This is a genomic window from Halogranum roseipondis (assembly GCF_059695585.1).
Map to the genome: position 1 here is coordinate 176,450 of NZ_JBUEED010000007.1, position 12,827 is coordinate 189,276.

The window sequence follows — 12,827 nt, forward strand, 5'->3', positions numbered from 1 at the left end:
ACCTCCTCGGCTTCATCCTTACTGATTTGACGGTCTATCCCGACGCCGTCTGTCTATTCAACACAGCACGAGAAGCACCTCTCCTGTGGTGAGGTGCTTCTCGCGTACCTCCTGTATGCAGACACGCTGCTCAGCATCTCTCAAATTGCGGTTGTCCTCGACAGGGCGTACAAGACTGTCTACTACACGATTCGAGAAGTGGAAGCCGCGGTCACACGCGGCTTCCCCTTCGTCTGGGAACAGTTCCAACATGCCATCTCAGGACCAACGCAAGTCGACGAATCAAGCACGGTGTGTTCGGGATACAAAGGCCAAGACCCGCCGCGGAACAGTCGGTACCGCGGCGGGTCGTCTCGATCAGGACGCTCACGATGGAAGGGTCGTCATGGCGACCAGATAACGCTCATCGCGGCCTGCCGCGACGAGCTTCGGGTGATTCGCGGTCATCTTGGAATCGATTTTGAGACGGACTTAGCGCCGGTCATGCAGGAGGCTGAAGACCTCTCCCAGCCGCTGGGAGAGGTCTGGACTGACGGCCTCCAAGCGTACCGGCGAATGGAATACGACCATCGAATCGTTGTCCACGACAAACGGTACGTTTCCGCCGACGGCGTCCACATCAACCAGGTTGAGTGTCTCTTCTCGCTCGTGAAGCCGTGGCTGCGAAAGTTCCGCGGCCTGTCCAAGCAAGGCTTGGAGCAGGCCGCTCACACCTTCGGACTCATTCGCTCGTTGAACCTCGTCGGCGCATCCCTCGAAATCGTCGTCGATTGCCTTGCTACGGGGTCACTCCTGAGTTCTACATAAGAGCGACCTTGTGGACTTGTTGCTGCTGATTCCAGTATCAATATCTTGCCGTAAGATGGATGTCTTCCGCGTATTCGAGAGAATCAGATTTCGATAGTGACTCGATTTTGAGAGTGGCTGAAACGACCGTAGTTAATCTTAAGATTAATATTCAGATTAGATTTAAGTCGGTTCAGTATGTGGAGCCAGTATGAGCGACCAATTCACCGAGGCCCTGGATAAAACAGAGGAGGCACAGGAGACCTATGCCAATCAACTTGGGATCAAGCCGGAGCGGATTCCGTTCACGGCTGAAACACTTCCTGATGCGAGTATTGCGGTGCGTGCGAATCAAGATCTACTCAACGAAGTCGCGAGCCACATCCTGAATCGAGCAGGCCACATCTCGATCATCGATGAACGGGGTGCTGGAAAATCTCACTTCCGTGATCTCGTGTACGACGCTCTTTCAGATGGCCCTCGGAGCGAAGAGTTCCGAGTCGCTCGAATACGCGAAGTGGAGTCCATCACGACACGTCGCTTCTATACACGCCTTCTCGACGAGCTCAGTGAGTACGATGACCTCGAGATTCCAGAGTCGTACCCGCACGCCACAGACGAAGTTCGACAGATCGTCGAGGAGGTTGCCGACCAGCTCGAAGCCCTCGATATCGCGTGTATCATTCAGGTTGACCAACTCGAGGATGCAGCTCGGAACACACGAACTTTCGAGCAGCTACTAGCCGCGTTGCAGAGCGTTGGTGACCTAGGAGAAAGTGAACCCGTATTCATTCTCTTCCTGTTCGGAACGGAGCGTGCTGGTAATCGTATCGACGAACTGCGCGAGACACTCAGTTCGCGACTCGTCGCGAAGGATCGGACACTGGAACGGTTCGGGTTCGCAGAAACAGAAGAACTCATCGCCAGGTGGCTTGCCTGGGCCCGTGAGGAAGAGTACGATTCTGGATATCCGTCCGACCCCTACACGGCGAGTGCCATCGAGACCGTCGTCGAAGTCAGCGATGGGACTCCGCGTAATACTCGACAGAAGTGCTATCATGCATTCCGGGCTGGTGCGCAGCAATTCGCAGCCGAACAAGACGTCCAGATCACGGACGAGACGTTAGACGAATATCTTTAATATTAAGCTTAAGAATAAGAGCGTATGGGCAACGACAATCCATTCGGCGAAGCGATGGATGACGCAGCGGAGGAAAAAGACCGAGTGGACCAGCAAGGTTCGTCGGACTTCGACACCGAACCCTACTACGACGCACTCAACACTGGCGTGAAGGACCACACAATAGGCGTCTCCGTAAGCGAAGAAATGCATCAGTTCTGGCGTGAACTCCAGGACACGGATGATGTCGACGTCAATCCGGCCCAGTCCATTCGGAATCATCTCGAGAATCTTGCCCATCGTCATCCGGACGTATTCGAACGAGCTATGCGGAAGCTCGAAATCGATCGGGAGATGTGACCGCCACCCTTAACCAACAAGGCTACCGGAAGACATCTTCGCGTTGGTTAACTGGCGATAGAGACTCAAATCGTCTTGCAATCGGTGACACGCGGACAGTACGCATCGACCCTACAGTGACGTAGAATCCGATGGGTTGCATTCTAATCGCCAGGATGCGGAGGCTCACCCCTATCGACTTGTTCACCGAATCCACGTACATACACAGAGTCACCTCTATCGATTTGTTCAGGGGCGTAGCTATGGGCAGTTCGATCGTTGAGGAGAGACGTTCCTGAATTCCAGGATAGAATTATGAACGCGGAAGGCCTCGCTGGGGAACGGATTCTGCATATTACGGTACTGACTTTGGAACCACCCTCTCACCCCTATCGATTTGTTCTCCCGGGAAAGAGCAGCTCGGGAGCAGTTTGACACCGATGGAAGTAATGAGAGAGACGGTGATCAGGAGTTCTTCACTATATTCTACGCTTTTATAAGATTGTTTTTCGACTATTTCGGGAGACGGGGACGAAGTAGAACAAATAGATAGGGGAGACTGGTTGAGCTCAGAAGCAAGTCTAAGGACTTGTGTTGGGGATGTCGAGGCTGACCATACCCACGCTACAGGGACCTGTTTAAGTCAAGAAACGAAGCCAAATCGAGCGACTCCAATTGATTAGAACAAATCGATAGAGGTGTGTCTACTCTAGCTAGTCTAGTACTAGAACTAGAAGAAAGAAGAATAGATAGAGAGGACAACTGCTCATCCAACGAGAATTCGGCTTAGGGGTGGTGACAGCGTGATTGGCATCGAGTGACCCCTACCCCTCCTTTGTGGGTAGAACAAATCGATAGGGGTGAGAGGGTGTTGTTCATTTCTCGTGATGTCGTCCAAAGAAAGCCTCTCTAACAAATCGTCGGAGGTCTGCGAGCAGAACGCTATAACTCTTTGATTCTACACTGATGAGCCTCATAGCGGTAGAAAAGAAATCGACAGGGGAATCTTTTAGTATCCTGATAGAGTGGGGTGGGGTATGCCCACGGATCCTGGTCCCGAGGAAACACCCGAGTCCACGGGTTCTATTAAAGATCTCATCCTCGAGCAGGAAGAAGCCGCGAGTCTCATCAAGAACCGTTCTCTTCTCGAACCGAACGAGATCGTCGACGAGGAACGTATCGTCGGTCGCGACTCCCAGCTCACCGACATCACCCAGCATCTTCGAGTCGCGATTAGTAATGAACGCCCTCCAAACCTCTTCCTCTACGGGCCGTCAGGGACTGGGAAATCACTCATCATCAACGCCGTCTGTTCGAACATCCTCGAACTCTGTGAAAGTCGTGACATCAGATTCGGCGTAATCCAGATGAACTGCCAGAACGTCGGGACTCTCGGCTCAGCCGTTTACGAGCTAGCCCGAAAAGTCGCGAACGACGTCGGAGCGACCGTTGAGGTCCCAGAACACGGTATCCCGAACAAGAAGAAATGGCGAGAACTCTATCGTCTAATCAATGAGCACTACGACACAGTCGTCTTCATCCTCGACGAACTCGATATGCTCGTCGGTCGCCGAGATATGGACGAGCCGGCTTTCTCTCGTCTTCTGTACCAGCTATCTCGTGCTGGGAGCACGGACGAGATCACTGCCCAGGTTTCGGTGACCGCCATCACCAACGACACGAAGATGATGGAAAACGTTGGCAGTCGAGCACTCAGCTCGTTTACACCCGAGGACGTCCACTTCAGCGACTACGACGCCAACCAGCTCCGAGAGATTCTTTGGGCTCGGGAAGATGCTTTCCACGAAAACGCACTCAGTAACGACGTGATTCCGCTAGCTGCCGCGTTCGCTGCACAAACGAACGGGGACGCACGGAAGGCGATCGACCTCATGCGAACAGCAGGGTCGATCGCTGAGAAAGCAAATGCGGACCAGGTTCGCGAAGAGCACATCCGAGAAGCCCAAGACAAAGTCGAGAAGAACCGCGTACTCGAAGTGACTCGTGGGATTAGCACCCAGAAGAAGCTCTGTCTCTTTGCGACTGCTGCGGTTGCTCGGGAAACCGGGACTGGTGCAGCGAAAAGTCCGCTCGGCTATCGCGTGTATCAGTATCTGACGGGGACACTCGATGCAGATCAGTATCACCAGGAGACGTATGTGAACAAGATGAAGGAACTCACGACGTATTCCTTGGTTGAGACCGAGCGGAAAAGCCAGGGACCGCATTCGGGAAGCTACCTCGAGTTTACGTTTGGAGAGAACCCGAACACCATCATCGAGACACTTCGAGAAGATTCGCGACTGAAGGACGTCAACGTGGACGAACTACGGACCGTCGTGAAGGCTCAGATCAATAAGTAGCTTCTTCTCGGAACAAATCGATAGGGGCGAGGGTGCGGCGACGACCTAGCTCATTCGACATCGAGAACAAGTCGATAGAGGTGTGCCCCAGGTGCTTGGTGGTTTCTCACACAACAAATCGATAGGGGCGTCTGTCTCGCTCCAATCTACAGTATTTTCAGGCGACATTCGTTCTATACTGTCCTCGAAAAATGGGGCATGAGTGGTGCCGCTCCGCCAGCCTACTGGTGGAGTCGATTCACCGGTCTACGCTCATATTCATGTAGCCGCCTTTAACGACTTCCTCGAAGGGATCTCCACGAACCAGGGATTCTGCGTCCGACACATCTTCGAGTACTATCTCAGAGACGAAGCGCGTCTCCGACGCCCAGTTGGGTGTCCCTGGCTCAGGAACGTAGACGAGCCGAATCACGTACGACCGATCTCCTCGGAGGAATGCCTTGCAGCGACGGTATTCGTTGGTCGTTAGTCGGAAGTGGAATGGTGGGGAACGGCCGCCGACCGCCTTCACCTCGACAGGAACGAACTGGCTGAGATCGAATTCTCGTCGTGGACCCGATAACGGACCGAACGGGTCGATTACGTCGAACCCGGGGCCCTGTTCAAGCGTGACGTTACAGAGTCTGACTAGTGGGTGATCCCGAAGCCGTCCATCTCCAAGGTGATCACGCCAGTCGACGATAGACTCCCGCGTTAACCCACCGCCCGACAAGAGCGGTAGTAGTTCCTGGTCCCAGACTCGGTCGAGATGCCAGTTGTGATCGCCGTTCTGCTGATCGTCGTGCAACGCACGGAACGTCGAGCGGACCGTCCGAATCATTCCGATGGGCTGGTCGTCAAGCCAGCGTGCAGCATCATCCAGTATCGCGACGAGCGTCGCAGCCTCGCCTTGCTGACCGCGACCACGATACTGCGTACTCCCGCCACCACCGCCACTGCCAGTTGTCCGCGTCGAAGCGCTTTGCACCTCGAACCCTGCATCGAGAAGGCTCTCGGTTGAGAATTGCTGGCCACTCATGGCCGCAGACTGGAGGTCAGCAAGTGCGCCGTCTTGGTGGTCGGCAGCGGAGACCGTCGCTTCATCTTCCGGTAGCTCTCCCTCAAGGATATACCGTCGCAGCATTGTCTCCAGATTCGCTGTTTCGCTCGCGATAGCTCCGGAAAGTCCCTCGAGGAAGGGAGTGACGACCTGCGACCGGAACCGATCTTCGGGGGAATAGTAGAATAACAGCTCGCCGTCTGCGTCCTCATTCTGTAATCGGTCGGGGAGTCGGTCAACCCACTGAACGTTTGACTCCGTCGATAAGGTGCGAAGCCGCGACCGCCACACATCGATGTCGTTGAGTTCCGTCGTCTCCGTACGGTCCCAGACGTTCATCACAGCGAGCACACGGACGTAGGCGGACGGAACTGACTGTGGGAAACACGCTGTCGCGTCGAGCGCTCTCGCGTTCTTCGCCAGCCACTCAATCACATCCGATTCGCGGCCGCTGTCGGACTCCAAGATTATCTCCCGCCACGGTCGCCGATCCTCGCCAAAGAGCCGATCGAGAACGAATCTAAGCTCGTGAGGAAGACTCTCCCGAACGTCGCGAACGAACGTTCCCTGGGGCGATGTCCCATCTAGAGTAGTGACTTCAAGGCCGCACAAGGCCCGCTTGAAGTCTTGGACAGCGATGTCCTCCTCGCGCTCGATTGCTTCAACGACTTCGTCGACGGTCGGAGCAACCGTGCCGTCGAAGCGCTCGACCAAGGTGACAATAGCGTCAAGCCGTTGCCGAAGGTCTCGACGTCGTCTCGTACCTAGTATCCGTGCGACGTCGTCGACGGGGAAGGTTCGCCGCTGCCATCGCTTCGTGAGCTCTGCTGGTGAGAGATCACCGTCGAGTGCCTCTCGGAACGTCGCAATTGTCGTCGGTTGTTCGGCAAGCAGCGAGACAGCGTTCGCGAGCCCGTCGAGGGTGAGTCCGTCGTCGAAGGCTGCTGAATTGAACACGAAGGCTTCCTCACCGCTTCGAGGTGCATAGAGCCCCGATTTCGGGGCGTCGAGATCGTCCTCGATCACTTCGGGGAACTGTTCAGCCACTCGCAGCTCCGCGATTGCGGCGTCTAAATCATCTGCAAATTCGCGGATTCGATCCTCACTCCGCTGCTCGAGTGATGCAACGAGGAGCACCATCCGATCACGGAGTGCCGAACGGAATTCGGCGACTGACTCGTCCGTGAATGTCAGCTCGTCCGCTTCGAAGATTGGCTTCGACGCGTCGACTCGCGCAATCCCGAGAGCGTTGGTGAGCCGGGTAAATGGTCCTGACGCAGTTCTGGGTAGGAGCCAGTGTCCGCCCTGTTCGACGGCACGGCGTTCCCACGGCTTCGGTGACTGATCCTCGTAGTAGCGACCCTTGTCGGCGTTCTCTGCCAGCCACTCTAGCGACGCAACTTGCCACTCACCGCTACGCTTAATCGGGAGGTGGGACAGGAACGGCAAGTCGACGTCTTCCGTTGCTGGGTCCTCTGCAGGCAACTGGCGCAGAATCGGTTCTAGGAGCGCTGTGTAAGCTGCGTTCCAATCATTATCCCGGTCGTCGGGGATATCGAGAGCGACCGGTTCCTCGTTTGGGCCGTCGACGGCGAGGACCTCGAGGAGCCGGTGCAGGTGCCACACAGCTTCAGTAGCATCGAACGAACCGACTGGTTTCACTCCCAGCTTTCGGAGCAGTTCTTCAGAGATATCGAGGTCATCCGGATCGATGTGCGGGAAGAGTCGCGAGGCTCTAGCCCCACGCGACCCAGTCTTTACGACTGTGTAGGCAAATCGTGCAGCGTCATCTCCCCACCGGTCTTTGAGTTCTGGATTCGTTGTTACGGTCGCGTCCCAGACTTCCAGTTGGCGAAGCTGCCAGTTCAGGAGCGTCGGGACTGACTTCGACCATCCGTAGCCGTCACGCTGATGACCATGCGAGCAGGTCCATCCCGTCTCAAGTATCGACTTGGTGAACTGGCCTTCGTACCGGTGGAGAAGTTCGAGGAGATTCTCTTCGCCGAGCTGCTGAACTGCGTCGAGGTCGTCGAACCAGATCCACGTTGCGAGGAAGACGTCTCTGAGAACGCCATCTGTCTTGACGTTACATGCGTTCGAGTGCTCGGCTGTCGTCTGGGGGTGTCTTCCCGGCGCCGTGATCCACTGTTGATAGACGTTTCCTGCATCTGTTAGAGAACGCTGGAGTGCGCCAGCACTCTCCGGGACGCCGTCGCCCGCCAGAAAGTCGCCTGCAGACCACTCGACGGGATCCCAGGATGCGTCGCCTCGAGTTCGTGGATGCCCGGACCCATACATCCATACCGTCCGGATATCGGGAAGCACTGAGGTACCGAATAACGAGAGTGTTTTCGCGATTCGCTCGTGAGCGTCGTCAGTCTCAAGCGCACCGGCAATCGGAACCCACGCCTCTTCAGTCGGCGCTGGCCATATCGTACTTGCATCCCCATCGAACGTGTCCCAGTCTTCAGTCGCATCCTCTCCGTGGGCTAGCGCCCGGATACGCTGCCAATCATCGTCGAGTATCGTTTCCCGGATGGTATGGGTGCCTCCCTCTCGCGGGAGGGTGAGGCGATTATTTCGGAGATTCAGGCGTCGGCGGAGGTTTTGCCGCTGGTCACCTTCTGACCGCGCAACCGCGGACTTCACGTATTCAGTCGGAACAAACGAGCCCTCGTCTGTCTGAAGGTCCGTCGACTCGCTCCCGAGTTTGTTGATCTGTTTCGCGAGGAAGTAGAAGTCAAGCGCCTTCACACGCGCCGAGTCATCCATCGCGAATGTGTCCAGGAGTTCGCGGAAGTAGCTCGGCGTGCCATCGTAGACACGGACTCCCCACGGTCGACCAGCGAGGTCCAGAACGCGACGGGCCCGCTCGTTCTGTTCGACCGCTCGATCCAAGAAGTAGACTCGGAAACTCGACTTCTCACGCGGTACTTCAGGTGGTTGGGTGTCTCGTTCCGGAGAGTTGATGTCCCAGATGACTGACCGTGTGCGGCTCGTCCCACGCTCGTTCGGATTTGGCCCCGATCGTGCCTCGATGGGAACGAGAAGGGTACTATCTGCCGCATCACTCTCAGAGCGTGTTTCTTCGGCGACGTCACCGACTACTCCGTTCTCGCTCGTGCGACGGCAGGGGAGGAGGTATACGCCCTCCAGGTGAGAGGAGAGCATGTCGAGCGTTGCTGACAGCTCATCATCGTTCGAGCCAGAGCGGAGTATCGTCTCGATAGTACCGACAAATAGTGCCCGAGCAGTACCGGAGTCACAGACGAGATGTGACGTATCCTGACCGACCATTTGCCTGTCGAGGTGGCTGCCAAGGATCGCGCCCCATGAGCGGGCAATCTCGGTTGAGAACTGTTCTGCATCGTCAACCCAGAGGAGCGCCTCGATTCTCTCCTCCCATGTGGCCGGGACGGAACGACAACCTTCGAGTGTTCTCCTCGTTGGGAAGTGACGATCGACGACAGCGTCGGAAACTGATTCATCAAGCGAGTCAGTCACATCGAACAGTGCGAGGAAGCCATCGCGCACGGTGCCGTCCCAGTGCAGAAGCGACTCACCGGGTACAACAGGTGTCGATATCCCGTCTTCATCGCTAACTGTGGGAACGCACGGCCGCTCACGGAGTTCCTCATAGACTGCAGCACGGAACCACGTGAGCAAGCTCGCCTGTGAACTCGGGTCGTCCGGGTAGCTCTTCGGTGGTGGCGGGAGGAGAATCCACGGATAGCGGTCGCCAAAGTTGCTCCCGCCTGCTGCCTCGGCAACTCGAGCAACGAGCTCCACTCCTCGTTCGAGGACTGCCTGATTCTCGTCGAGGCTATTGAGACTGAGATCCTTCCGATTTGTCTCGACCGTGAAGTGCCCATGGAGACAGAACGGAAGCGACACGTCCCGTGTATTCTCGATCGGATAGTAGAGGTATAGCGGATATTCCTGTGGCCGCTCTCGTTCAGTTCTCGTCTGCGGAACGAGCAACTGCGTGGATGCGTCGGCGTCAGCAAACCCGAACTGGTCAAACTGCTCGTCCGCGAACGATGCGTCTGTTCCCTCGACAGCCACCGTAACTGTCTCATGACGCACTGTCTCGCTATCGAGTGGCCCAACGGTACGGTCGACGTCCCATTGCTCCCGGCTTGGTTGCTCCGCGCCATCGACGCGTTCGAGCAGCAATGACTCGATCCCGCCAAACTGGATGAGCGTTTCGGCTGTCAGCGTTTCACTCGTCGCGCGTTCGCCGTCAGCCTCCTTCGAGAGATACGACCAGAGCCGTTCGGCCCGACCAGCACTACCTCTGTCGGACGATTCAGGCAGTGGAATATCGAACGCCTCGAGGAGGTCGCGCCACTCCGTGTCCTCGTACTCAACGAAAACAGCCGTGCGGAAGGGGTCGCCGTACCATCCGTCGACATCGCCCGTGAGGAGCGCCGATGCCCGGTCAGCAACGGGATCGTCTGCCCCAGAAGCGGTCGTCAGGGGAACCGGAAAATCGAATAGCGGGAGCTTGCCGATGTCCTCCCGAGCGTCTCGGGTCAGCTCCTCAGTTCGCTGATCAGCATCCGAAACTGTGGTGAGTGACTGGATCGCTTCGTTCGAGACAGCGCCACGAAGATCGAACCCAGATGTATCGTACCCTAACGACGAGAGCAACGCAGCAGTGACGTACGACCGACTGAGCCTGACGCGAAGCGTTTCGTTTGTAGCACTTTCGTGGCGCGTCCAGATCTCGAATGCATCCCCAGTAGCGAGTATTGACTTCAGCCCAACCCCCTTGTGTCCGATTTCTTGGTCGCTGTTCCCCTTCGAGGATTCGCCAATCATCGTGACGGCGTCCTCGACATCCGGGTCGAACATATCGAAGGGGTGGCCGGTGTTCGCGACGAGAACGCCTTCGTCGTACACTCCAACGTAGACGCGGCCACCATCAGTATCTCCAGGGATTGCGTCACGGGCGTTCTGGAGGAGTTCAAGGATTTCTCGCCCTTCGTGACCGCCGGCGATTGCTCGCTCTGCGTTCCCGCTCTTCACCTTGTCTCGGAGGCGTTCAGAAATCGTGCCTGAGGACGACGCTGCAGAAAAGTCATCGAGGAAATGGTCCCAACGATCGCTCCACCGCTCGAAGAGTTCCGCTTCCGAAAGGTGGTCAACAACCGCTGACTGACTTGCCATGCTATCGACAGATGCGCAAATCGTTAATAAATGCCATGGAGGCGTTGCCGATTACTGTGTAGTTGGGACGTTGATCCTCCTCAAGGACTGATTACACGGGTCAGACAGCTGCGAACTCCTGTGGTGCGGCCTGAAGATTTCTCACAATGAACTATATGGTCGAATCCGTGAAGCTCCCAAATTTACCGTTGACATTGCGGTTCCGCTTGCCAGTTCAGATAGATCCGCTTGTGTTCTCTTACTCGTTCACTGCCACCTGTGTATCCATCCTGAGTACCAGACTTTGAAACGCTGAGTTTGACGAGACACTAATATCGTCACGATATTCATAGTCAGTCCATTCAGCGACGTACTGGCCGACCAAGTTGATTGGCGCTTCCTCACCGCTCTTCGACATCCAGTCTCGTTGCTCTCGCCAGTTCAATTCTCCTTCGCCAAATTCGCGCCCTTCGTGAATCCGAAACTCGTCATAAAGCGCTTGACCTGCCGGTGAAGTCCAATAGTTCGAGTCATTTGTTAGAAGAACTGCATAGCCGTATCTACCTTGGTTGAGCGTGTCATAGAATTCTTCTCATACCCTGAGCATCTCCCGTCCCGGATTGTCTCCTCGTTCGTCGTTGGTGATTGCGACGACGAGTCGCAGGCACAGCGCCAGAAACACTTGCGCTCGTGCGTGAACGCGGCCTCGGGCGCGGACGTGCCCGAGGCCGCAGTCCTTGACCGCATCGTTCGTTCGCTCAACCTGTGTCCGGCGGTTGTACGTCTCCTCTAACACCGATTGCTTCAGCTGAAGATCCTCGCTGTGTTCCTCTATTTGATCTTCAACCCTGTACTCGATATCGAGCGGCTCATCGGTGTTTCGCGGATTGTACGGCGCAACGGGCACGACTCCTGCGTCCAGCAGGAAGTCGTGCCACTGGAGTGTGTCGTAGGCACTGTCGCCAATCATCCAGATCGGAGTGTCGACGGCGAGCGCGTCACGCGTGACGCGCATCGCCGTCTCTTCTGAGGCTTGTTTCGCCTGTGTGAACTCCGCTGCGATAGGAATCTTCGCTCCTGTCGAGACGATCGTACAGCCGAAGCCGTAGTAGTGCTCTTCAGCCGTCGAATCGTAGTTCCATGATGCTTCATCATTCCACTGAATCGCCTCGACGTGAGTTGAATCGATTCGATACGTAGAGTCGAGCAGGCCCCGGAGGGCGGCCTGCTCGACGAGGTGGTCGAAGACTTCGTCAACGACGTGTTCGAGGTCAGTGAGGAAGCGATCGACCGCGTCTCGCGACGGCGGTCGATCGAAGCCACAACAGCGCCAGACGAGTGGATTCTGCAGTTCGCGCGTGATTGGACGAGTACCGTAGACGTTCTCGTAGTAACAGTGCAGAAAGCCTCGGAAGAGTTCTGGTGGCTTGTGTACTCGTGTTCGCCCCCGCTTGCAGGGGGCGAACACGTCGTACTCACGCAGAAATTCGAACTCAAGATGTTCAAACAGCGGGACGGTCTTGGTCGCCGCGGCATTCAAGAAGTCGTCGACCGAAGCTACGTTTTGCAGGGCTTGGGTTTTGTTGGACACATTTCCCTCGCCCTGCCACCTCGTACGTGACGCTTTCTATGACACGCTCCCACCGGCGAACGAGCGAACCATCGCGAGCGTCACAGGTGACACATTTTGCATGAAAATGTTGCCAGCGATGACCGAGATGAAGAGTACGACCCCCGTCGCCGCCCAAAGGGCGAAGATAGATGATCGCTCAAACCCCGCCGACTGCATGTCGGACGCTCCGCCGATTCCCTCCGCGATATTGTTGACCACGATAGCGACGAACAACGGGAGTATCTCGGTTCCACCGACAAACATAATCCCGAGAACCACACTCTCAGGGATTCCATCGAAAAGTGAGGCAAAAAAGAGTGCCATTCCATCGCTACCGCCCCTGATACGCCCTACGAGCAAGGTGGCGGCGACGTAGACGATTGCTCCGGCTAGCAGACTTACTCCGGGAAGCATCCG

Annotated in this window: 6 protein-coding genes and 1 pseudogene; 4 read left to right on the top strand and 3 right to left on the bottom strand. The window is 56.3% G+C overall.

Annotated elements, in window-relative coordinates; all coding sequences use genetic code 11:
- Positions 1 to 66: 66 nt before the first annotated feature.
- The 4 genes and pseudogenes from EOHIBHHM_RS23160 to EOHIBHHM_RS23175 form a co-directional block, all read left to right on the top strand.
- Positions 67 to 807 (top strand): annotated as a pseudogene (locus tag EOHIBHHM_RS23160) (IS1595 family transposase); the annotation flags it as partial.
- Positions 808 to 997: 190 nt separating this feature from the next.
- Positions 998 to 1,927, top strand: a complete 930-nt coding sequence (locus EOHIBHHM_RS23165; protein ID WP_497258273.1) for a hypothetical protein — start codon at positions 998 to 1,000, stop codon at positions 1,925 to 1,927.
- A 24-nt stretch (positions 1,928 to 1,951) separates the two neighbouring features.
- Complete coding sequence (locus tag EOHIBHHM_RS23170; protein WP_497258275.1) at positions 1,952 to 2,266, top strand: hypothetical protein; 315 nt, start codon at positions 1,952 to 1,954, stop codon at positions 2,264 to 2,266.
- 1,016 nt (positions 2,267 to 3,282) lie between these two features.
- Positions 3,283 to 4,608 (top strand): orc1/cdc6 family replication initiation protein, encoded by a 1,326-nt coding sequence (locus EOHIBHHM_RS23175; protein ID WP_008387977.1) that lies wholly within the window; start codon positions 3,283 to 3,285, stop codon positions 4,606 to 4,608.
- A gap of 238 nt (positions 4,609 to 4,846) precedes the next feature.
- On the opposite strand, the gene EOHIBHHM_RS23180 is transcribed toward EOHIBHHM_RS23175, so the two are convergent.
- From EOHIBHHM_RS23180 to EOHIBHHM_RS23190, 3 genes are all read right to left on the bottom strand, one after another.
- The gene (locus tag EOHIBHHM_RS23180) at positions 4,847 to 10,819 is read right to left on the bottom strand and encodes a sacsin N-terminal ATP-binding-like domain-containing protein (protein ID WP_497258277.1); all 5,973 of its coding nucleotides are present in this window, start codon (positions 10,817 to 10,819) and stop codon (positions 4,847 to 4,849) included.
- Between the two features lie 571 nt (positions 10,820 to 11,390).
- Positions 11,391 to 12,389, bottom strand: a complete 999-nt coding sequence (locus EOHIBHHM_RS23185) for a transposase (protein ID WP_497258279.1) — start codon at positions 12,387 to 12,389, stop codon at positions 11,391 to 11,393.
- Positions 12,390 to 12,425: 36 nt separating this feature from the next.
- Entirely contained in the window at positions 12,426 to 12,824 is a 399-nt protein-coding gene (locus EOHIBHHM_RS23190; protein WP_497258281.1) for a ZIP family metal transporter, read from the bottom strand.
- Between the last annotated feature and the right edge of the window lie 3 nt (positions 12,825 to 12,827).

Excerpts from the sequence above, each read along its gene's own strand:
- EOHIBHHM_RS23165 (WP_497258273.1), top strand. The coding sequence starts at position 998 with ATGAGCGACCAATTCACCGAGGCCCTGGATAAAACAGAGGAGGCACAG.
- EOHIBHHM_RS23170 (WP_497258275.1), top strand. The coding sequence starts at position 1,952 with ATGGGCAACGACAATCCATTCGGCGAAGCGATGGATGACGCAGCGGAG.
- EOHIBHHM_RS23175 (WP_008387977.1), top strand. The coding sequence starts at position 3,283 with ATGCCCACGGATCCTGGTCCCGAGGAAACACCCGAGTCCACGGGTTCT.
- EOHIBHHM_RS23180 (WP_497258277.1), bottom strand. The coding sequence starts at position 10,819 with ATGGCAAGTCAGTCAGCGGTTGTTGACCACCTTTCGGAAGCGGAACTC.
- EOHIBHHM_RS23190 (WP_497258281.1), bottom strand. The coding sequence starts at position 12,824 with ATGCTTCCCGGAGTAAGTCTGCTAGCCGGAGCAATCGTCTACGTCGCC.